Annotated in this window: 18 protein-coding genes; 12 read left to right on the forward strand and 6 right to left on the reverse strand. The window is 73.0% G+C overall.

What is annotated here, in order from left to right:
• The first annotated feature begins 36 nt into the window (after positions 1–36).
• Positions 37–1,764, forward strand: a complete 1,728-nt coding sequence (locus ACYUD3_RS34170) for a hypothetical protein (protein WP_470978825.1) — start codon at positions 37–39, stop codon at positions 1,762–1,764.
• A gap of 61 nt (positions 1,765–1,825) precedes the next feature.
• Here the strand turns inward: ACYUD3_RS34170 and ACYUD3_RS34175 are convergent, their stop codons facing one another.
• The gene (locus ACYUD3_RS34175; RefSeq protein ID WP_470978828.1) at positions 1,826–3,139 is read right to left on the reverse strand and encodes an ABC transporter substrate-binding protein; all 1,314 of its coding nucleotides are present in this window, start codon (positions 3,137–3,139) and stop codon (positions 1,826–1,828) included.
• Between the two features lie 138 nt (positions 3,140–3,277).
• Here ACYUD3_RS34175 and ACYUD3_RS34180 point away from each other — a divergent pair, with 138 nt between their 5' ends.
• Positions 3,278–3,778 carry an SCO4402 family protein gene (locus tag ACYUD3_RS34180; RefSeq protein ID WP_470978831.1) on the forward strand — a complete coding sequence of 167 codons (501 nt, stop codon included), beginning with the start codon at positions 3,278–3,280 and terminating at the stop codon, positions 3,776–3,778.
• 91 nt (positions 3,779–3,869) lie between these two features.
• On the forward strand, positions 3,870–4,754 hold the full coding sequence (gene purU / locus ACYUD3_RS34185; protein ID WP_470978834.1) for a formyltetrahydrofolate deformylase: 885 nt from the start codon (positions 3,870–3,872) through the stop codon (positions 4,752–4,754).
• A 95-nt stretch (positions 4,755–4,849) separates the two neighbouring features.
• On the opposite strand, the gene ACYUD3_RS34190 is transcribed toward purU, so the two are convergent.
• Together ACYUD3_RS34190 and ACYUD3_RS34195 are read right to left on the reverse strand one after the other, a co-directional pair.
• A complete protein-coding gene (locus ACYUD3_RS34190) occupies positions 4,850–6,193 on the reverse strand; it encodes a maleylpyruvate isomerase N-terminal domain-containing protein (protein WP_470978837.1) in 1,344 nt (447 codons plus the stop codon).
• Complete coding sequence (locus ACYUD3_RS34195; protein ID WP_470978840.1) at positions 6,190–6,771, reverse strand: sigma-70 family RNA polymerase sigma factor; 582 nt, start codon at positions 6,769–6,771, stop codon at positions 6,190–6,192. Before ACYUD3_RS34195 ends, ACYUD3_RS34190 begins: the two co-directional genes overlap by 4 nt.
• A gap of 358 nt (positions 6,772–7,129) precedes the next feature.
• Here ACYUD3_RS34195 and ACYUD3_RS34200 point away from each other — a divergent pair, with 358 nt between their 5' ends.
• The gene (locus ACYUD3_RS34200) at positions 7,130–7,522 is read left to right on the forward strand and encodes an STAS domain-containing protein (protein WP_470978843.1); all 393 of its coding nucleotides are present in this window, start codon (positions 7,130–7,132) and stop codon (positions 7,520–7,522) included.
• A gap of 60 nt (positions 7,523–7,582) precedes the next feature.
• Here the strand turns inward: ACYUD3_RS34200 and ACYUD3_RS34205 are convergent, their stop codons facing one another.
• Entirely contained in the window at positions 7,583–9,076 is a 1,494-nt protein-coding gene (locus ACYUD3_RS34205; protein WP_470978846.1) for a class I adenylate-forming enzyme family protein, read from the reverse strand.
• A 154-nt stretch (positions 9,077–9,230) separates the two neighbouring features.
• Between ACYUD3_RS34205 and ACYUD3_RS34210 the strand changes: the two genes are divergently transcribed.
• The 4 genes from ACYUD3_RS34210 to ACYUD3_RS34225 all read left to right on the forward strand — a co-directional run bounded on the left by ACYUD3_RS34210 (position 9,231) and on the right by ACYUD3_RS34225 (position 13,231).
• Positions 9,231–10,430 carry an amidohydrolase family protein gene (locus tag ACYUD3_RS34210; RefSeq protein ID WP_470978849.1) on the forward strand — a complete coding sequence of 400 codons (1,200 nt, stop codon included), beginning with the start codon at positions 9,231–9,233 and terminating at the stop codon, positions 10,428–10,430.
• Positions 10,430–11,560: an acyl-CoA dehydrogenase family protein gene (locus tag ACYUD3_RS34215; protein ID WP_470978852.1), complete on the forward strand. Its 1,131-nt coding sequence runs from the start codon at positions 10,430–10,432 to the stop codon at positions 11,558–11,560. Before ACYUD3_RS34210 ends, ACYUD3_RS34215 begins: the two co-directional genes overlap by 1 nt.
• 10 nt (positions 11,561–11,570) lie before the next feature.
• Positions 11,571–12,452, forward strand: coding sequence for an acyl-CoA dehydrogenase family protein (locus ACYUD3_RS34220; RefSeq protein ID WP_470978855.1), 882 nt, complete (start codon positions 11,571–11,573; stop codon positions 12,450–12,452).
• Between the two features lie 305 nt (positions 12,453–12,757).
• On the forward strand, positions 12,758–13,231 hold the full coding sequence (locus ACYUD3_RS34225) for an ATP-binding protein (protein WP_470978858.1): 474 nt from the start codon (positions 12,758–12,760) through the stop codon (positions 13,229–13,231).
• 352 nt (positions 13,232–13,583) lie between these two features.
• Here the strand turns inward: ACYUD3_RS34225 and ACYUD3_RS34230 are convergent, their stop codons facing one another.
• Entirely contained in the window at positions 13,584–14,510 is a 927-nt protein-coding gene (locus ACYUD3_RS34230; RefSeq protein WP_470978861.1) for a cyclase family protein, read from the reverse strand.
• A gap of 86 nt (positions 14,511–14,596) precedes the next feature.
• On the opposite strand from ACYUD3_RS34230, the gene ACYUD3_RS34235 reads away from it, so the two are divergent.
• Genes ACYUD3_RS34235 through ACYUD3_RS34245 form a run of 3 tightly spaced genes read left to right on the forward strand, consistent with a single transcriptional unit; the run spans position 14,597 to position 17,705 of the window.
• A complete protein-coding gene (locus ACYUD3_RS34235) occupies positions 14,597–15,508 on the forward strand; it encodes an SDR family oxidoreductase (protein WP_470978865.1) in 912 nt (303 codons plus the stop codon).
• A gap of 14 nt (positions 15,509–15,522) precedes the next feature.
• Complete coding sequence (locus tag ACYUD3_RS34240; RefSeq protein ID WP_470978868.1) at positions 15,523–16,656, forward strand: acyl-CoA dehydrogenase family protein; 1,134 nt, start codon at positions 15,523–15,525, stop codon at positions 16,654–16,656.
• Positions 16,656–17,705: a Zn-dependent alcohol dehydrogenase gene (locus tag ACYUD3_RS34245; RefSeq protein ID WP_470978870.1), complete on the forward strand. Its 1,050-nt coding sequence runs from the start codon at positions 16,656–16,658 to the stop codon at positions 17,703–17,705. The genes ACYUD3_RS34240 and ACYUD3_RS34245 overlap by 1 nt, the downstream gene beginning before the upstream one ends.
• Positions 17,706–17,803: 98 nt before the next feature.
• On the opposite strand, the gene ACYUD3_RS34250 is transcribed toward ACYUD3_RS34245, so the two are convergent.
• Entirely contained in the window at positions 17,804–18,853 is a 1,050-nt protein-coding gene (locus ACYUD3_RS34250) for a GlxA family transcriptional regulator (protein ID WP_470978872.1), read from the reverse strand.
• Positions 18,854–18,906: 53 nt separating this feature from the next.
• On the opposite strand from ACYUD3_RS34250, the gene ACYUD3_RS34255 reads away from it, so the two are divergent.
• The gene (locus tag ACYUD3_RS34255) at positions 18,907–20,253 is read left to right on the forward strand and encodes an MFS transporter (RefSeq protein ID WP_470978875.1); all 1,347 of its coding nucleotides are present in this window, start codon (positions 18,907–18,909) and stop codon (positions 20,251–20,253) included.
• Positions 20,254–20,354: the final 101 nt, after the last annotated feature.

The raw sequence follows: 20,354 nt of genomic DNA on the forward strand, positions 1-20,354 counted from the left end.
ACGACTGCCGAAATTCCCCCGTAAGTAGGAGTCCCGGTGACGCAGAGTGGACAGGGCGAGCAGCCCGCGGCGCGGACCGCGCGCGAAGGCATCGTGCTGCCCTCGGACGGCGGTGAGCCGCTGCTGCCGGGCATGACGGGCGCCGCCGCGCTCCCGCCCGCCCCACCGTCCTACACCCCCGGCCGGCCCCCGGCGGCAGGCCAGGGCTGGGGCGAACAGTGGGGCCCCGGCCACGGCCAGGAGGGCGCTCAGGCGTACGCGGGCGAGGAGGGCGCTCAGGGGTACTCGGGGGGTCAGGAGGGCGCCGCCCAGGGGTACGCCGGCCATGACGGCACCGGCCAGGGGTACGCCGGCCCCGCCGCGCCGCAGCAGCAACAGGGCTGGCCGCTGCCCGCCGACCAGCAGCAGCCGTACGGCTCCGCCGCGTCCGGGGCGATGCCGGGGGCCATGCCGGGCGCGACCATGGGGGGCACGCCGTTGCCGCCCGAGGGCGGGATGCCCGGCGGGTACGACGCCGGCGCGCAGGGTGCGTCGTACGGGCAGGGCACGGCGTACGGATACGAGGGCGCCGCTTCCTACGGCGGGGGCCAGGGGATGCCGTTGCCGCCGGTCGACGACGGGGCGACGCAGGTCATCCCCCCTGTGGTGGACGGGGGTTATCCGGGGTCCGAGGGCGCCACGCAGTATCTGCCCCCGATAACGGACGGGATGTCCGGAGGGTTCCCGGAGGGGGCGACGCAGGTGCTGCCGCCCGTTCCGGCGGGGCCCGCGTACGAGGGCGCCACTCAACTTCTGCCTCCCGTCGGTCCGGGCGCGCTGCCGCCCGAGGCGGGGGGTTATCCCGGGGCCGACTCCCAGCCCACGCAGGTCATCCCGCCGGTCCCGGCCGACGCCGGGCAGGCGCCGCCCGCCGGGTTCGAGAACCTGTTCCGGAGCGGGCCGGGGGCTGCTTCCGGGGCGGGGGTGCCTGGGGGTGCGATGCCGGGTGCCGCTGGGCCCGGGGCTGCGATGCCCGGTGCGGGCATGCCGGGGGCCGCTCCTGGGCCGTCGTACGCCCAGCCGCAGTACGGGCATCAGCAGCCGGCGTACGGGCAGCAGGCCGGGTACGCGCCGCCCGTCGCCGACGAGCGGCGGGGCAGGGGTGGCCGGCCCAAGTCCCGGGTGCCCCTGTTCGCGGCCGTCGGCGTCGGGATCGTCGCCGTCGGGCTCGGGGCGGGCGCCATGATGGGCGGCGGGGGCAAGAGCGACGACAGCAAGAACGTCGCCGTCGCCGCCGAGGCCACGCCGAGCGAGGGTGCGGCGGACGGCGCGCAGGCCCAGGCGCAGGCCCTCGACAAGCTGCTGGCGGACAGCGGCAGCAGCCGCACGGCCGTCATCAACGCGGTCGCCGAGGTCAAGTCCTGCTCCAACCTCGACCAGGCGGCGAGCGACCTGCGCGGCGCGGCCCAGCAGCGCAACGACCTGGTGACGAAGCTGTCGGCCCTCAAGGTCGACCAGTTGCCGGACCACGCCGATCTGACCGACGCCCTCACCAAGGCGTGGCACGCCTCGGCCGCCGCCGACAACCACTACGCGGCCTGGGCCGACCAGGTCTCCGGCAACAAGAAGAGCTGCAAGAAGGGCCAGGCCCGGACGACGTCCGAGACCGCCGCCGGCAACAAGGAGAGCGGGACCGCCACCCAGCAGAAGGCGAAGGCGGCGGAGCTGTGGAACGCGATCGCGAAGCAGTACGGGCTGACGGAACGGCAGCCGACGCAGCTCTGAGGCGCGCTGCCGGTGTAAGGGGCGTTGCCCTGGGCGGGCGCTCCTTACTTGAGGCGCGCGGTCACTTGAGGCTCGCCGTCTCCAATGACTTCGTCACGTCCAGGAAGCCCTTGCGGGCGGCGACGAGCCGGCCCTGGCGCACGACCTGGAGCGTCACATCGGCGTTCACCATCCGGGGGAACCCGACGGACCCGAGCCGCCCGGAGAACTCCCAGCTCAGGGTGGGGGTGAGGCCCCCGGTGGACACCTTGAGGCCGCCATCCAGGGCGCTGCGTACGGAAGTTGACGTCACGGCACCTCCCTTGAGCGACTCCACGGCCTGCTTCAGGACCGTGAACGCGAGGTAGGTCGTCTGCACACCCGTGTCGTCGGCGTCGATACGCGTGTCGGAGAAGGCCTCCTCCTTGATGACCTTCTTCATCTCGTCCCACCGCGCGTCGCTCGCGACCGGGTACCAGCCGGTGACGTACGACCCCTCGTACGGCCCCGCCGCCCCGCCCGTGGAGTCGACCTCGGTCTGGTCGACGCTGCCGAGCACCGACGCCGTGCGCACCTCGGGGTAGTCCGCGCGCAGCCGGCGGAAGGAGTCCATGAACGTGCTGGTGCGGTCGCCGAGGGCGGGGACGACGCAGCCCGTCTTGCCCGAGGAGCCGCCTGTGGCCTCCTTCAGGGCCCGTTCGGCGGCGGAGTTGTACTCGGTGGCGTCCTCGGCCGCGAGCTGGTCGGAGACGGCCGTGTGGCCGCCCGACTCCAGGCCCGCGTCGAGCATCACCGGCTGCGAGTCGCCGGCGATCGTGTCGGGCCGCACGAGCGTGATCCGCCCGCAGCTGTCGGCCAGCGACTCCCCGAGGCCGGCGAGCAGCGCGGGCTGGCCGCCGTTGACCGGGTAGGACAGCGGGCTGGTGAACTCGTTCTCGGTGACGCCGTAGCCGCCGATGTAGGGGACGCCGGCGCCCTCCAGGGGCGGGAAGAAGGACTTCGAGTACTGGCTGTAGGAGCCGACGACGGCGACGACGTCCGCCTTGACGGCCTGGCGCGCGCACTTGGCGGCGCCGACGGTGTCGTTGTGGTCGTTGCAGGTCAGGACCTTCAGGCGGCGTCCGCCGAGGCCGCCGTTGTCGTTGATCCAGCGCGCGTAGGCGCTCGCGAACGCGGGCATCCCGGGTTTGTTCGTCGCGGCCGTGCCGTCCGGGGCCCAGGTCATCACGGTGATCGTGCCGTCCCCGGAACCCCCCGTGGTGCCGGGGACGACACCGCAGCCGGCGGCGAGTGACGCTCCGGCCACCAGCGCCGCAGTAGCTCTTGCTCTGACGGACCTGGTGAAGCGGCCGGTCCCGGGGAGGAGGGTGCTGCGTATGTGTCGCCTGCCGGTCATGGGCACACACGCTTCCGTCACATCCCCAACTCGGGAGTGACTTGGAGTCAACGTGAGGTGACGCGGAGGTGAATTGCGGCTGCCGGAGGGGAGGGGGTGGGCTTATGGGGGTGCGATAGGTCGGAGATCATAGGATCTATGACCGCGCAAGCACCGGAGAACCCTTCCCGTCGGGGCCGTCGCTCGACCACCATGGGCGCCATGCCACTCAACGACATGCCATGGTGGCGCTGGCGCAGCAATGTGCGCTCCGCGCTGCACATGCTCTCCGACCAGACGTTCCAGCGGAGCGTCTGGCTGGCCGGCGTCGAAGGATACGGCGACGTCACCGACGCCGTGTACCGGCTGGTCGAGGACACCTGGCTGGACAACTGGTCCGCCGAGAAGTACGTGGGCACGATCTTCCGGGACTCCCAGGAGGCGGCGCTCGTCGACACGGCCGTGCTGCGGGTGCTGCGGATCATGCACCAGGTGGGGCCCGACGCGCCCGTCTCCGCGTACCTGGCGCACCAGGGCTGGCCGGAGGCCGTGCACGCCGCGCGGGAGGCGCATGTGCGGCTGGCCCTGGCGGACGGCGACGACCCGGAGGCGGTGCCGCAGTCGCTCGAGGTGCTGCGGATCGTGACGAGGTCGGCGTAGGGCGCGTACGGGGTGGTCCGCCGGTCGGACAGGTGGTCCGCCGGTCGGACGCCGACCGGCGCGCCCTGGCCGGTATGGGACCCTGTAGCGCATGAACGCGCAGTCCAGCCCCGCCGCCCCGGTCCCGGCCGAGCAGTACGTCCTGACCCTCTCCTGCCCGGACAAGCAGGGCATCGTGCACGCCGTGTCGAGCTACCTCTTCATGACCGGCTGCAACATCGAGGACAGCCAGCAGTTCGGCGACCACGACACGGGCCTGTTCTTCATGCGCGTCCACTTCTCGGCGGAGGCCCCGGTGACTGTGGAGAAGCTGCGCGCCAGCTTCGCCGCGATCGGCGACTCCTTCCACATGGACTGGCAGATCAACCGCGCGGACGAGAAGATGCGCATCGTCCTCATGGTCAGCAGGTTCGGGCACTGCCTGAACGACCTGCTGTTCCGCGCGCGGACGGGCGCGCTGCCGGTGGAGATCGCGGCGGTGGTCTCCAACCACACCGACTTCGCGGAGCTGGTCGGCTCGTACGGCGTCCCCTTCCACCACATCCCGGTCACCAAGGACACCAAGGCCGAGGCCGAGGCGCGGGTGCTGGAGATCGTCCGGGAGGAGAACGTCGAACTGGTCGTCCTGGCCCGCTACATGCAGGTCCTCTCCGACGATCTGTGCAAGCAGCTCAGCGGCCGGATCATCAACATCCACCACTCCTTCCTGCCGAGCTTCAAGGGCGCCAAGCCGTACCACCAGGCGCACGCGCGCGGGGTGAAGCTGATCGGCGCGACGGCCCATTACGTCACCGCCGACCTCGACGAGGGGCCGATCATCGAGCAGGAGGTCGAGCGGGTGGGGCACGGGGTGACGCCGGACCAGCTGGTCGCTATCGGGCGCGATGTGGAGTGCCAGGCGCTGGCGCGCGCGGTGAAGTGGCACGCGGAGCGGCGGATCCTGCTGAACGGGCGGCGGACGGTCGTCTTCGCGTAGACCTGCGGCGCGGGGGGTGTGTGTAATACCCGTCGTCCATGGAGGGGGCCCCTTACACAGAGGCCCCCTTTGTCGTCGCGTATCCCGGGCCGGGGTTACATCCGGCTCAGTGAGGCCGCCGCGAACAGCACGTCCTTGATGGCCTCCCGGTCCCCGTCCTGGCCGGCGGCGGCGTCCTCGGGGCGCACGTGTCCCGCCGCGAGCTGGCAGAACTCGACGTCGTCCAGGGCGACATGGGCCACCTCGTGCTCGGCGGAGCCCACGGCCGCGGGGGAGTCCAGCGGGATGTACCACTCCCCGCCGCCGAGCCCCTCGATCTCCAGCCGCAGACTGCGCCCGGGCGCTCCGGCGGGCGCGAGGTGGCGGCTGCGCACGGGGGAGGCGAGCCCCGCGCGGCGGCGGTCGGCGAGCGCCGTGGGCAGCAGCCGCGCGGCCAGCTCGATCATCTCGCGCAACTGCCGGGGCGCGGGCGGCTCGTAGGGGTAGTTCACGGCGTCGGCGATGTCCTCCGCGTGCACCCAGCACTCGAAGGCCCGGTCGACCAGCGCGTCCCGCAACGGCAGTTCGAACCGGCCGTACGACACCCCGAGCCCGCCGGCGCCGCCGCCGGTGAAGGACGCCGTGCGCACGATGTCGTGGCTCTGCTCGCGCCAGGGCGCGCGCACGGTGCGGGTGGGCGGGAAGCGGGACGCCTGCCAATACGCCTCGGTCCGCTCGGCGGGCCCTGCGGGCGCGTCCGGGCCGGCGGGGGCGATCGGGTCGTCGAGCCCCAGGGCGACGGCGACGAGGCCGTCGACGGCCAGCAGGTGGGCGATCACGCCCGCGACGGTCGTACGCCGCTTGACCTGGCCCTCCTCCTCGAACCAGCGCAGCCGCACGGGCGCGTGCCACTCCGCGTCGCCGAAGTCCTGGAGCAGGGCGTCCAGGCGCGCGGTCTCGGCGTCGTAGCCGCGTGTCCATGGGGGCACAGGGATGCGCGGCGGGCGGCGCTCCAGGCAGTTCTGGAGGACGCGGGTGCGCAGCCCGGGGTCGAGGTCGAGCGGTTCGGGGCGCTGGAGCAGCCCGACGGCCTCGCGCAGCCTGCGCGCCTCGTCGGCGCAGCCGCCGCACTCGCTCAGGTGCTCCTCGACGGCCTCCGCCTCCTGGGCCGAACAGGCAGCCAGCGCCCACGCGCCCAGAAGTGACATGAGCACCCTGTGCTCCAGAGAGGTGGCGGGAGGGCCGGGGGAGGAGGCCTGGGCGGGGATACGGGGTGCTGCGGGGACGGGGCTCCCGGCGGTGTCCCCGGTGTCGTCAGGCATGTCGGCGTCCCCCTGGGGCAGGCCTTCCAGCCGGGGCAGCGGCAGCCCGGTGTCCTCGACGGAGGCGCGGGGCAGCGGGATGCGCGGCGGGGCGGGGCTGTCGTACGGGTCCTGGGCGTGGCGGTCGGCGCCGGTCATGCCGCGCCTCCGTATCCGGGGGGTGCGTCGGGGGCCGCGGTGTCATGGGCGGTGGCCAGGAGCTGGAGGCCGAGGCGCAGGCGGCGGCGGGCCTCCTCCTCGGTGACATCGAGGTCGGCCGCGGCCTGGCGGTAGTCGCGGCGCTGGAAGTAGGCGAGTTCGAGGGCGGCGCGCAGGGGCGCGGGCATGGACTGGACGATGTAGTCCGCGCGGGCGGCGACGGCGGCCCTGCGCACGCGGTGTTCCAGGTCCTCCGGGGTGCCCGGGCCGCCGTGGGCGAGGGCGGCGGTGCCGGTGGCGCGCAGGCGCTGGACGGCGAGGTGGTGGGCGAGGGCGGCGATCCAGGTGCGCAGCGGGCCCTGCTTGGGGTCGTAGGCGTCGGGGTGTTCCCAGACGTGGGCGAAGACCTCGTGCGTGATGCGGTCGGCCGCGCGTTCGTCGTCGAGCACGCGGTGGGCGATGCCGTGCACGAGTGAGGCGAACCGGTCGTACAGCTCGCCGAGCGCGGCTGCCTCGCCGCGCGTGAGGCGCTGCTGCATCGCGCGGTCCCAGCGGGGCGGTGCGTCCTTCTTCGCCATGCGGCCCCCTCTACCCGAACGTCCGAATCCGGCCTGCGTCCACCGTCACCTCGAATGTAGTCGGACCCTCTGACAACGCACGCTCCTTTGTCGCAATGTGCACCCCTGGCGGGCCGGAGGGTGGTATTGGGCCTCGATCGTGGTCCGTCTACCCGCTTCTGCCCTCAGAGATGACCCGTAAGTGATCCAAAAATTGTCAGGAAGTGAATCGAACAGGATCGAATGCGACGGAAACAAGCCTCCTTCATTCACTTTCCGTTTTCAGGGGGGTGTTTCGGGGAACGGCCGCTGGGCAGCCGCGCTGCATGGAAGCGATGAGGAAGCGAAGGGACCGCTTCCGTACCGGCGAGCGAAGGGCGTGGTGGTGGCGTTCAAAGTGACCGGCGACGAGCGGGGTGAATGGGCCGTGCTCCACGTATCGGGCGAACTGGACCTGGTGACGTCACCGGCCCTGCGCCGGCGCGTCCACGACGAGGTGGCGCAGGGCCGCCGCGACCTCGTCCTCGACCTCTCGGAGGTCGAGTTCTGCGACTCCAGCGGTGTGGGTGTGTTGATCGCCACCCGCCGCCTGCTGCGCTCCTGCCGGGGCCGGCTGTGCCTGGTCCTGCCTGTGGGCGGGGCGGACTCCCACGTCAACAGGGTGTTCGGGGCGCTGGGGGTGCGGCGGCTCTTCGAGGTGCACCCTACGGTCGCCGCGGCGACGGCTGCGCAGGAGGAGACGGAGCGGTCGGGGGCGGTGTCGGCCTACTAGGGGGGCGGTTCACGGGCCGACCAGGATGGTCGGTTCAAGAGCTGGCCCAGGGTGGCCGGTTCACGTTCCGAAGCGTTCCCGCAGCTTGTACTTGAGGACCTTGCGCAGGGTGTCGTTGCGGGGGAGGGCGTCCACGAGCTCCAGCTGTTCCGGCAGCTTGTGCGGGGACAGGCCCTTCTCCCGCAGGTAGGCGGCCACCTCCTCCAGTGCGGGCGCCGGAGCGGTCCGTTCGAGGACCACGCACACCCGCTCGCCGCGCGCCGGGTCCGGGAGGCCGATCACCGCGGCCTCGCCCCAGGCGGGGTGGGCGGCCAGGAGGTCCTCCAGCTCCTTGGCGGAGATGTTCTCGCCCTTGCGGATGATGACGTCCTTCTGGCGGCCGGTGAGGACCAGGTGGCCGGTCCCGGTGAGGCGGCCCAGGTCGCCGGTGCGCAGGAAGCCCTCCTCGTCGAAGGCTTCCGCCGTCTGGGCCGGGTCGAGGTAGCCCTGGCAGACGGCCTCCCCCCGCAGGCGCACCTCCCCGTCGACGATCCGTATCTCCATCCCTTCCGGGGGCCTGCCTTCCGTGGTCGCCAGGTTCTCCGGGGTGTCGTCCGGCGCCCCCATCGTGATCATGGGGACCTCGGTCATGCCGTAGCCGTGGGTGAGCTGGACGTCCATCTCGCGGACGACCGCGTGGTACAGCTCCGGCGGTTTGGGCGCCCCGCCGCCCGCCAGGAGGCGGAGCGTCGGGATCAGCTTCGCGCGCGGCTGCTTGCGCTGCTCCGCGAGGAACATCGAGTAGAACGCCGTGGACCCGCCCGCGAGGGTCACGCCTTGCCGCCGGTACTCGGAGAGTGCCTCGGGAAGGGCGAAGCGTTCGAACATCACGGCCGGGAAGCCGTACAGCAGGAGCATCACGGTGTAGTCGGGACCCGCGATATGGGCGTACGGGAAGGCCATGGACCCCACGTCCGACGCCGACAGGTGGAGCGCGTGGGCCAGAGTGGAGCCGCCCGCGATGAGCGAGCGGTCTGTGTGGAGAACGCCCTTCGGGTCCGAGGTGGTTCCCGACGTCCAGTAGATCCACCGGACGGAGCAACCCTCGGCCGGCGGGGGCGGCAGGACGGCCGGGTCGCCGTCGGGCAGGCCGTCGTACGCCTCGAAGACGCCGCGTGCCCCGAGCCTGCGGGCCATCGCCGTGTGGTCGTGGCCGCGCCATACGCCCGGTACGGCGAAGAACTGCGCCCCGGACTCCCGCAGCGCGAAGCCGACCTCGCGGTCGCGGTAGAACGGGATCACGGGGCTCTGGACGGCGCCGAGGCGGGCCAGCGCGAGGGAGAGCACGGCCGTCTCGATCCGGGTGGGCAGCTGCCAGGCGACGACGGTCCCGGGGCGCACGCCCATGCCGTGCAGCCCGGCCGCCGCGCGCTCCGCACGCGCGCACAGTCCGCCGAACGTGAGCACCCGGTCCTCCTGGAGGAGCACGGGCCGGTCGGGGGTGAGCGCGGCGCGGCGTTCGGCGAGCTCCCACAGGGTGGCGGCGCGGCTCAGGGCGTGCGCGGTGTCGTTCACATCGGCTCCCGGGTCGTCCGGCGTTCGGGGGCAGGGTTCTGACGGTTCGTCAGGTGATGGCCAGAGCGTAGGTCCGGGCGCCTTGTCGGTCCAGGGGTGCGCGGCTAGTCTGCGCATCATCTGACGGTCCATCAGATAGCGAGTGGGGGTCCCCATGGGTGAGCTGCCGCGCATCGTCAGCGTCGACGACCACGTCATCGAACCGGCGCACCTCTTCGACACTTGGCTCCCGGCCCGCTACCGCGAGCGCGGGCCGCAGCCGCTGACCGCCGGGATCGGTGAACTGGCGTACGTCGGCGGCAAGTACCAGATCACGATGGACCCCGAGGGGCAGCCCACCGACTGGTGGATCTACGAGGACCTGAAGTTCCCGTACAAGCGCAACATCGCCGCCGTCGGCTTCGACCGGGACGAGATGACCCTGGAGGGCATCACCCGCGCGGAGATGCGCCCGGGCTGCTGGGACCCGGCCGAGCGGCTGAAGGACATGGACCTCAACCACGTCGAGGCCAGCCTGTGCTTCCCGAGCTTCCCGCGCTTTTGCGGGCAGACCTTCGCGGAGGCGCACGACAAGGAGGTCGCCCACGCGTGCGTGCGCGCGTACAACGACTGGATGGTCGAGGAGTGGTGCGGCGACAGCGGCGGCCGGCTCATCCCGCTGTGCCTGATCCCCCTGTGGGACGTCTCCCTGGCCGTCGCCGAGATCCGCCGCAACGCCGCGCGCGGGGTCCGCGCGGTGACGTTCTCGGAGATACCCACGCACCTGGGGCTGCCGTCGATCCACTCCGGCTACTGGGACCCCTTCTTCGCGGTCTGCCAGGACACCGGGACGGTCGTCAACATGCACATCGGGTCGTCCTCCCAGATGCCGGCCGCCTCCCCGGACGCCCCTCCGGCCGTCCAGGCGTCCCTTTCGTTCAACAATGCGATGGCGTCGATGATGGACTACCTGTTCAGCGGCGTCCTGGTGCGCTTCCCGCGCCTCAAACTGGCCTACTCCGAAGGGCAGATGGGGTGGATCCCGTACGCCCTGGAGCGCGCTGACGACGTCTGGGAGGAGCACCGCGCGTGGGGCGGCGTCCGCGACCTGGTCCCCGAGCCGCCGTCGACGTACTACTACCGGCAGATCTTCTGCTGCTTCTTCCGCGACCGGCACGGGGTGGCCTCCCTGGACGTCGTCGGCCGGGACAACGCGACCTTCGAGACGGACTACCCGCACGTCGACTCGACCTTCCCGCACACCAAGGAGGTCGCCCTGGAGCACGTGAAGGGCCTGGACGACGAGACCGTCCACAAGCTGATGCGCGGCAACGCGATCCGCATGCTGGGCCTGGACCTCGACGAGCGGCGCTGATGGACCTCGACGCCACGCCCGAGGAGGAGGAGTTCCGCGCGCGTCTGCGCGCATGGCTCGCGAGAACCCTCCCCGGGCTGCCGCCGAAACCGTCCCCCCAGGACTGGCCGGCCCGCCGCGCCCACGACCTCGGCTGGCAGCGCAGGCTCTACGACGCCGGCTACGCGCACGTGCACTGGGACGCCGCCCCGGCCGTCCGCCTGATCTTCCTGGAGGAGACCGAGCGGGCCGGGGCGCCGTATGTGGGCGCCGGTTTCGTGGGCCTGCTCCACGCGGGCCCGACGATCGCCGCCGAGGGCACGAAGGAACAGCGCGCGCGCTGGCTGGAGCCGATCCTGCGCGGCGAGGAGGTGTGGTGCCAGGGCTTCAGCGAACCCGGCGCCGGCTCCGACCTGGCCTCCTTGCGCACGCGCGCGCGACGCGACGGCGACGTCTACCGGGTGAGCGGCTCGAAGATCTGGACGTCCCACGCGCAGGTCGCCGACTGGTGCGAACTCCTCGTGCGCACCGACCCCTCGGCGCCCAAGCACCAGGGCATCACCTGGCTCGCGATGCCCATGGACGCCCCCGGGATCACCGTACGGCCGCTGCGCACGCTCGCCGGGTCGGCCGAGTTCGCCGAGGTGTTCCTGGACGACGTCCCCGTCCCCGTGGCCAACCGGGTGGGCGAGGAGAACGACGGCTGGCGCGTCACGATGGTCACGCTCTCCTTCGAGCGCGGCACCGCCTTCGCCGGCGAGGTGGTCGCCTGCCGCCGCGTGCTGGCCGAAACGGCGCGCGAGGCACGGGAGAACGGCCGCTGGGACGATCCGGCCCTACGACGCCGTCTGGGCCGTCTGAACGCCGAGTTCCGGGCGCTGTGGCGGCTCACGCAGTGGAACGTCAGCGCGGCGGCGGCCGGCGGCGTCCCCGGCGTCGGCGGGTCGGTCTTCAAACTCCGCTACTCCCAGGCCCGCCAGCAGCTGTACGAGGCGGCGGCCGAGGTCCTGGGCGACGCCGCCCTCGACCTCGACCGGCCCTGGACGCTGGAGCGGCTGTCGTCGCTGTCGTACACCATCGCGGCCGGCACCTCGCAGATCCAGCGGACCATCGTCGCCGAACGCATCCTGCGGCTGCCCAAGGGGCGATAAGGAGGGCCTGGTGGACTTCCGGCTCACGGACGAACAGCGGGCCCTGCGCGCGGGGGTGCGGGAACTGCTCGCGCGGTGCTTCGGCGCCGACGCGCTGCGGGCCGCCGTACGGGAGCACCGGCTGGACCGGGCGCTGTGGCGGACCCTGGGGGAGGCCGGGTTCTTCGCGCTGCGGCTGCCCGAAGAGGCGGGCGGCGCCGGGGCGGGGCTGCCGGAGGCGGTCCTGGCGTTCGAGGAGGCCGGGCGGGCGCTGCTGCCGGGGCCGCTGGTGGCGACCCACCTGGCCGCCGGGACGGTACCGGGGGCGGCGACCGGGGAGGCCGTCGTCGCTGTGGTCGACGGGGAGTTGACGGAGTGGTGGGGCGCGGCCGACGTCGTCCTCGGGTATGACGGGCAGGGCGCCGTGGGGGTGCGGTCCGTCGATCCGCTGACGCCGCTGCACCGGGTGACGGGCGCGCGTCCCCGGTGGGGTGATCCGCTCGCCGGTCTGCTGACGGCCGCCGAACAGCTCGGCACCGCCGCGCGCGCGTGCGAACTGGCGGCCCATCACGCGCGTACGCGCGAGCAGTTCGGGCGGCCCATAGGGGCCTTCCAGGCGGTGCAGCACCTGTGCGCCGACATCCTCGTGCGCGTGGAGGTCGCGCGCGCGGCCGTCTACGCGGCGGCCGTCACCGGGGACGCGGCGGACATCGCGTGCGCGCGGGTCCTCGCGGACGAGGCCGCCGTCCAGGGCGCGCGCGACTGCCTCCAGGTGCACGGCGGGATGGGGTTCACCTGGGAGGCGGAGGTGCATCTGCTGCTGAAACGGGCGTGGGTGCGCGCCCGCCGCGCGGGCGGCACGGCCCACGGGGAGGAACTCCTCGCGTGCGAACTGCTGTCCGCGGAGCGGTGACATGGTGACGGAGCGTCGATACCGGGTTGTGTCCTGCGCGTGACCCGTCACGGCGCGGAGTCGGTGTCCGGCTCCGGTACCTTCGGGGGATGCGAGTGCGTCCGGGCGGGTACGGCCCCGGTGTTGCCTGTCCGACCGCCCTTGGAGGGAGTCGCGCAGTATGCCGCACGGATGGTCCTCCGCGCTGGAATATGCCTGAAGCGCTTGTAGGGGTGACGGAACGTCAATCAGGCTGTTCCGCAAGGGAATCACGTTCTGTCACGGTACGCGCGGCCATGTGTCCGCCGGTTCGGATGGTGTGAACGGTGCAGGTGCTTCAAGTGCAGCTGGAGATCCGGCCCGACCCCGCGGAAGTGGGCCGGGCCCGCAGATGGGCCTGCGCGCGGCTGGCCGGGTCCGCCCTGGGCGACGACGAGTCGCTGTCCGAGACCCTCGCGCTGATCGTCTCCGAACTGGTCACCAACGCGGTCGTGCACACCGGCGGCCCGGCCGTCCTGAAGCTCTCCCTGGACTGCGAGGCGGCCGAACGCGGCACGCTGCGCCTGGAGGTCGCCGACGGCAGCGACCGGGCCCCTGTGCCCCGCTGCGCCGGCGAGGACGCCACCGGCGGGCGCGGCCTCGCCCTCGTCGACGGCCTCGCCGACCGCTGGGGCTGGGCCAAGGAGGGCGCGGGCAAACGGATCTGGTGCGAACTGGACCGCCGCGCGGAGCGCCGCGAGAGCCGGGGGCTGCGCTACGGGCTGGGCGCGTTCGAGGGGCTGGCCTACGGCGTCGTCTAGCGCGCGGGTGGCGTGCGTCCGGTGCGCCTGGGCGTGCTTCCGTGCGCGCCCGGCGCGAAGCGGTCTCACCTCCATAAATCCCCGAGAGGTGTTGACGCGGCGTGTCCGTTTGATCACGCTTGTGGTCAGCGATTCGCCGCGAGGGGACGGCGAGGGCGACGGTGACGGAGGCCCTCGGCGAGTGTGGGTCGTTGACTCGGCGCCGGTTCCCTCTCGGGGCAGAGGGGACGTGGGGTGGGCGCGCCGGGTCCGGACGGCGGCGCGCGGCGCCGTGCTCGGGGCGGGCGCAGCGCGCCGCCGTTCGGAAGGGGCCCCGCAGGCCCTCCAGCGGCCCGGCTGAGCGGCCCGCGCGTCACAGGACGGCCACCGGCGCCACCGGGGCGCCCGTCGCGCCGGAGAACGGCTCGGGGGTCGCCGTCAGCAAGAACGCGTACCGCCCGGTTTCTCCACAGGCTGTGGACAACTCCTCCAGGTTCCAGTTCTGCCCCTGCGGCATCCCCATCTCGACCAGGTCCAGCGCGTGCACCGCCAGCCACAGGTCCTCGATCTCCGGCGGCAGGATCTCGAAGGTCAGCGTGTCGTTCGCGACGGCCGCGACATCGCGCGCGTGGAACCACTCCGGGGTGCGCACCGACAGCCCCGGCGACGGATACGCGTAACCGTGCCGGTCCCCGGCCAGATACACCCGCACCTGCCCCGTCCGCACCAGGACGACGTCTCCCGCGCGCACGCGCACACCGGCGAACTCCTCGGCCGCCGACAGGTCTTCGGGCGTCACCGCGTGCTTTCCCGGCAGCCGGTCGACGCCCCGCGCGCGGGCCACGTCCAGCAGCACCCCGCGCGAGACGAGGTGGCGCACCCGGCCGATCCCGCCGAACTCGGCGCCCCCGTGCGCGGTGACCGTGCCCGCGGGCCGCCCGTTGTAGAGCCGCCCGGAGTGCGAGGCATGGCTGAGCGCGTCCCAATGGGTGCCCGCCTGGAGCCCCATGGTCACCACGTCGTCGCTGCACGCCACCCCGCCCGGCCCGAACACCTCCTGGTTGATCTGCACCATCGCGTGCAGCGGATTGACCCGCCCCGGGATCGCCCCGCTCTGCACCCCGTCCTCCTTGAGGGCCAGCGCGAGCGGCACCCTGAGGCCGCTGCGGACCTCGGCGACCGCCGCGCGGACCACGTCCTGGGTGATCAGGTTGAGCGTGCCCAGTTCGTCGGCGGCCCCCCAGCGCCCCCAGTTGTTCACGCGCCCGGCCAACTCGTGGAACTCGTCCGGCAGTGCCATCCGGTGCCTCCCCGGGGCTTGTCCTCGCCCGTCGGGCGCGCCATAAAATCTAACGGTCCGTCAGAAACCGCGGGAAGGGGCGAGGCGTGGGGAACTTCTTGGCCGGCAAGGTCGTCGCCGTCACCGGCGCCGGGCGCGGCATAGGCCGCGCGGTCGCCCTCGCCGCGGCGTCCCAGGGCGCGCGGGTCGTCGTCAACGACTACGGCGTCGCCGTCGACGGCGCCTCACCCGCCAGCGAGGTCGCCGAGGACGTCGTGAAGGAGATCACCGCGGCCGGCGGCGAGGCCGTGGCCGTCGCCGACGACATCGCGACGATGACCGGCGGCCAACGGGTCGTCGACACCGCCCTGGAGACGTACGGCCGCCTCGACGGCGCCGTCTGCGTCGCGGGCATCCTGCGCGAGCGGATGCTGTTCAACATGACCGAGGACGAGTGGGACTCGGTCCTCGCCACCCACCTCAAGGGCACTTTCACGGTGTTCCGCGCGGCCTGTGCCGTCATGCGCGAGCAGGGCGGCGGTGCCCTGGTCGGCTTCACCAGCGGCAACCACCAGGGCTCCGTCTCGCAGGCCAACTACAGCTCCGCCAAAGGCGGGATCATCTCCCTGGTGCGCAGCGCCGCCCTCGGACTGCACCGCTACGGGGTGATCGCCAACGCCGTCGCGCCCGTCGCCCGCACCCGCATGTCGGCCGGCGTCCCGATGGAGCTGACCGAGATCGGCGAACCCGAGGACGTCGCCTCGCTGGTGATCTTCCTCTTGTCGGACCGCGCACGTGACCTGTGGATAACCGGGCAGGTCTACACGGCCGCGGGTGCCAAACTCGCGGTGTGGGCGCAGCCCCGGGAGGTCCGGGCCGCGTTCGCGCCCGGCGGCTGGAGCGTCGAGCAGGTCGAGCGGGCCCTGTCGGGCGTCGTCGGGGTGGAGCGCATGCCGCTGCTGGAGCAGCTGGAGCGGATGCGCGAGGCGGCTGCCGAAGGCCGGCGGCCCAACGCGTGAGGCAGGAGGGGGCCATGGAGTTCGCATTCGCCGCCGAGGACGAGGAGTTCCGCCGCGAGGCCCGCGCCTGGCTGCGCGCGCGGGACCCCTTCCCGGCCGACCGCCGCGCCTGGGAGCGCGCCCTGGGCGCCGCCGGCTGGATCGGCCTCGGGTGGGGCGAGGAGGGCTACGGCAACCGCTGCGCCACCCTCACCCAACAGGTCGTGTGGGCCGAGGAGTACGCGCGCTCGGGAGCGCCCCCGAGGGCCGGGCACATCGGCGAGAACCTCCTCGCCCCCACCCTCCTCGCGCACGGCACCCCGGAGCAGAAACGCCGCTTCCTGCCGCCGGTCGCCGCCGGCCGCGAGACCTGGTGCCAGGGCTACAGCGAACCCGGCGCCGGCTCCGACCTGGCGTCGCTGCGCACCCGCGCGCAGCGCTGCCCCGGCGGCTTCCGGATCACCGGGCAGAAGATCTGGACGTCGCTCGCGCACGAGGCGGACTGGTGCTTCGTCCTCGCCCGCGCGGAACCCGGCTCGACCCGCCACCGGGGCCTGGTGTTCCTCCTCGTCCCCATGGACCAGCCCGGGGTCGACGTACGGCCCATCCGCCAGCTCACCGGGACGAGCGAGTTCAACGAGGTGTATTTCGACGGGGCGTTCGCCGCCGACGAGCACCTGGTGGGCCGCCTAGGGGAGGGCTGGACGGTCGCCATGAGCCTCCTCGGCTTCGAACGCGGGGTGTCCACCCTCGCCCAGCAGATCGGCTTCGCCGAGGAGCTGGACGCCATCGCGCGCGAGGCCACCGTCGCCGACCCCGTCGTACGCGAACGCCTGGTGCGGCTGTGGGCCGAGCTGCGGGTCATGCGGTGGAACGCCCTGCGCACGCTCGGGGGCGCGCAGGAGCCCGGCGCGACCAGTGTCGCCAAGCTGCTGTGGAGCGGCTGGCACCGGCGGCTCGGCGAGACGGGCGCCCTGGTGCGCGGCGCCCGCGCGGCGACCGGCCCCCGCGACTGGACACCGGACGCGCCCTACGAACTCGACGACGCACAAAGGCTGTTGCTGTTCTCCCGGGCCGACACGATCTACGGCGGCTCGGACGAGATCCAGCGCACGATCATCGCCGAGCGCGTGCTCGGCCTGCCGAGACAGCCCAAGGGGGCGGCGTGATGCGGGGTGTCGTGTACGACGGGACACGCGTCGAGGTCGTCTCGGATCTCCAGGTGCGCGCCCCGCGCGCGGGTGAGGTGCTCGTCGCCGTCGCGGCGGCCGGGCTCTGCCACAGCGACCTCTCCGTCGTCGACGGGACCATCCCGTTCCCGGTCCCCGTGGTCCTCGGCCATGAGGGCGCCGGGGTCGTCGAGGCCGTCGGCGCCGGGGTGACCCATGTGGCCCCCGGCGACCATGTGGCGCTGTCCACGCTCGCCAACTGCGGGGCCTGCGCGGACTGCGACCGGGGGCGGCCCACCATGTGCCGCAAGGCGATCGGCCGGCCCCGGCGGCCCTTCACGCGCGCGGGCGCCGAGCTGTACCAGTTCGCGTCCAACTCGGCCTTCGCCGAACGCACCGTCGTCAAAGCCGTCCAGGCGGTGCGCATACCCAAGGACGTGCCGCTGACCTCCGCCGCGCTCCTGGGGTGCGGGGTGCTGACCGGGGTGGGCGCCGTCCTCAACCGCGCGCGGGTCGACCGCGGTGACAGCGTCGTCGTCCTCGGCACCGGCGGGATCGGGCTCAATGTGCTCCAGGGCGCGCGGATCGCGGGCGCGCTGCGGATCGTCGCCGTCGACGCCAACCCGGCGAAGGAGGAGGCGGCGCGCGCGTTCGGGGCGACCGACTTCCTCACCTCCCCCGACCGCGTACGGGAGTTGCTGCCCACGGGCGCGGACCACGTCTTCGAGTGCGTGGGCCGGGTCGAGCTGGTGCGGGCGGCGATCGACCTGCTCGACCGGCGCGGCCAGGCGGTCCTCCTCGGCACCCCGCCCGCCGACGCCGAGGCGTCCTTCAAGGTCACCTCCCTCTTCCTCGACAAGGCGGTCCTGGGCTGCCGTTACGGCTCCTCACGGCCGCAGCGCGACATCGCGCTGTACACCGGGCTGTACCGGTCGGGGCGGCTGCTGCTCGACGAACTGGTCAGCCGGACGTACGCGGTCGAGGACTTCGAGAAGGCGCGGGCGGACGCGGAGGCGGGGCGGGTGGCGCGGGCGGTGCTGACGTTCTGAACAGGGGCTTTCCAGGCGGGAGTCGAGGGCCGGCGCGGGTTGTGGAAAACCCGGTTGGCGTGGACATGGGCGGAGTTGTCCACAGGCCGGGCGGGATGTCAGTGGCGGGCCGTACCGTCGTCGTGTGAGCCGGATCCGGAGCTGGTGCGGAAGGTGCGGCGGTAGGCGGTGGGTGTGACGCCGAGCGCCGACTGGAGGTGCTGGCGCATGGACTGGGCGGTGCCGAAACCGGCGTCGTGGGCGATGTGATCGACGGAGAGGTCGGTGGATTCGAGAAGGTGACGAGCACGTTCGACACGCTGGCGGGTCAGCCACTGTCCGGGGCTGACACCGGACTCCGCGCGGAACCGGCGGGTGAAGGACCGGACGGACATGGCCTCCTGGGCGGCCAGGTCGCGCAGCTGGATCGGCTCGTGCAGCCGGGCCAGCGCCCAGGCGCGGGCGCCGGCCGTGGTGGTCTGCCGGGCGTCGGGCACGGGCCGCTCGATGTACTGCGCCTGCCCGCCGTCGCGGTGCGGCGGCACGACGGTGCGGCGGGCGACCTCGTTGGCGACGGCTGTGCCGTGGTCGCGGCGGACCATGTGCAGGCACAGGTCGATCCCGGCGGCGACCCCGGCCGAGGTCAGGATGTCGCCGTCGTCGATGAACAGGACGTCCGCGTCGACGTCGACCTTCGGGAAGAGTTGCTGGAGCCGGTCGGCGTCGGCCCAGTGCGTGGTCGCGCGGCGCCCGTCGAGCAGCCCGGCGGCGGCCAGGACGTAGACGCCGGTGCAGATCGACGCGAGCCGGGTGCCGGGCCGTACGAGGGCCAGGGCCGCCGCCAGCTCCGGGGTGAGGACGCCCTCGGTGAAGACCGGGCCCATCTTGTAGGAGGCGGGGACGATCACGGTGTCGGCGCCGGCCAGCGCCTGCGGCCCGTGCCCGACGTCGATGCTGAAGTCGGCGTCGGTGCGCACCGGCCCCGGCGGGCGGACCGAGCAGGTGACGACCTCGTACAGCTTGCGGCGCAGGGCGTCCTTGGGGCGGCCGAAGATGCGGTGGGGGATGCCGAGTTCGAAGGGGAGGATGCCGTCCAGGGCGAGGACGACGACGCGGTGGGGACGGAAGCCGTCCTCCGGGGGACGGGGGCCTTCGCTGCTGCCGGGCATGGCCCGATCCTAACGAACGCTGTCCTTCGGGCCACTCGAAGGAGGTGGTCGCGATGCCGAAGCTTGACGGCGTGAGCAAGACAGAAGAGAGCACCGTCCCCGTCCAGGCACCCCCTGGGAAACGCCGCGTCCACCGCGCGTGGTTCGTCGCGGCCGTCACCTTCGTCACGATCATCGGCGCGGCGGCGTTCCGCTCCCTGCCGGGCCTGCTGATCGACCCGCTGCACGAGGAGTTCGGCTGGTCGCGCGGGACGATCGGCGCCGCCGTCTCCGTCAACCTGGCGCTGTACGGACTGACGGCCCCCTTCGCCGCCGCGCTGATGGACCGCTTCGGCATCCGCCGGGTCGTCGCCGTCGCGCTGACCGTGATAGCCGTCGGCGCCGGACTGACCGTCTGGATGACGTCCCCCTGGCAGCTCATCCTCTGCTGGGGCCTGCTGGTCGGCCTCGGCTCCGGCTCGATGGCGCTGGCGTTCGCGGCGACCGTCACCAACCGCTGGTTCACCGAGCGGCGCGGCCTGGTCAGCGGCATCCTCACCGCCGCCTCCGCCTCCGGCCAGCTCATCTTCCTGCCGCTGCTGTCCTGGATGGTCACCAGCTACGACTGGCGCCCCGCGGCGGTGACCGTCGCACTGGCCGCCCTCGCCGTCGTCCCCTTCGTCTGGCTGCTGCTGCGCGACCACCCGGCGGACGTCGGCCTCGCCCCGTACGGCGCGCGGGAGTTCGTCGAGAAGCCCGCGCCCGTGCCCGGGGCCGCGCGGCGGGCGCTCGCCGTGCTGGGGCGCGCGGCGCGCACGGGGCCGTTCTGGCTGCTCGCTGGGACCTTCGCGATCTGCGGGGCGTCGACGAACGGCCTCGTCCAGACCCACTTCGTGCCCGCGGCGCACGACCACGGCATGCCCGTGACGGCGGCGGCCTCGCTGCTCGCGGTGATCGGTGTCTTCGACGTCGTGGGGACCATCGCCTCCGGCTGGTTCACCGACCGGTTCGAGGCGCGCCGGCTGCTCGCGGTCTACTACGCGCTGCGCGGCATCTCCCTCGTCTTCCTCCCGATGCTGCTCGCGCCGTCCGTGCACCCTCCGATGGTCTTCTTCATCGTCTTCTACGGCCTCGACTGGGTCGCCACCGTCCCGCCCACCCTCGCGCTGTGCCGCGAGCACTACGGGGAGGACTCCGCGATCGTCTTCGGCTGGGTCCTCGCCTCGCATCAGATCGGCGCGGCCCTGGTCGCCTTTCTCGGGGGCGTCGCCCGGGACGTGTTCGGCTCGTACGACGTGGTCTGGTACACGTCGGGGGCGCTGTGTGCGGCGGCGGCGCTGATGGCACTGGTGATACGCCGGAGGCCGGCGGCGGGGGCGGGGGCGGGGGCAGGGCTGGGGAAGGGGTTGGCGGCGGTGTAAGGGGCGGTGTCCTGGATTGCGGGGCTTACAGGGGTGCGCTTACAGGGGTGCGCGCGCTTACAGGGGTGTGCGGCTTGCGAGGCTTGCGCGGATACAAGACT

It is taken from the genome of Streptomyces sp. AMJ-169 (assembly GCF_055597585.1).

Bases quoted from the DNA above. Each gene is read 5' to 3' on its own strand.
- ACYUD3_RS34175 (WP_470978828.1), bottom strand. From the start codon at position 3,139: ATGACCGGCAGGCGACACATACGCAGCACCCTCCTCCCCGGGACCGGC.
- ACYUD3_RS34180 (WP_470978831.1), top strand. From the start codon at position 3,278: ATGACCGCGCAAGCACCGGAGAACCCTTCCCGTCGGGGCCGTCGCTCG.
- purU (WP_470978834.1), top strand. From the start codon at position 3,870: ATGAACGCGCAGTCCAGCCCCGCCGCCCCGGTCCCGGCCGAGCAGTAC.
- ACYUD3_RS34190 (WP_470978837.1), bottom strand. From the start codon at position 6,193: ATGACCGGCGCCGACCGCCACGCCCAGGACCCGTACGACAGCCCCGCC.
- ACYUD3_RS34195 (WP_470978840.1), bottom strand. From the start codon at position 6,771: ATGGCGAAGAAGGACGCACCGCCCCGCTGGGACCGCGCGATGCAGCAG.
- ACYUD3_RS34210 (WP_470978849.1), top strand. From the start codon at position 9,231: ATGGGTGAGCTGCCGCGCATCGTCAGCGTCGACGACCACGTCATCGAA.
- ACYUD3_RS34215 (WP_470978852.1), top strand. From the start codon at position 10,430: ATGGACCTCGACGCCACGCCCGAGGAGGAGGAGTTCCGCGCGCGTCTG.
- ACYUD3_RS34230 (WP_470978861.1), bottom strand. From the start codon at position 14,510: ATGGCACTGCCGGACGAGTTCCACGAGTTGGCCGGGCGCGTGAACAAC.
- ACYUD3_RS34240 (WP_470978868.1), top strand. From the start codon at position 15,523: ATGGAGTTCGCATTCGCCGCCGAGGACGAGGAGTTCCGCCGCGAGGCC.
- ACYUD3_RS34245 (WP_470978870.1), top strand. From the start codon at position 16,656: ATGCGGGGTGTCGTGTACGACGGGACACGCGTCGAGGTCGTCTCGGAT.
- ACYUD3_RS34250 (WP_470978872.1), bottom strand. From the start codon at position 18,853: ATGCCCGGCAGCAGCGAAGGCCCCCGTCCCCCGGAGGACGGCTTCCGT.
- ACYUD3_RS34255 (WP_470978875.1), top strand. From the start codon at position 18,907: ATGCCGAAGCTTGACGGCGTGAGCAAGACAGAAGAGAGCACCGTCCCC.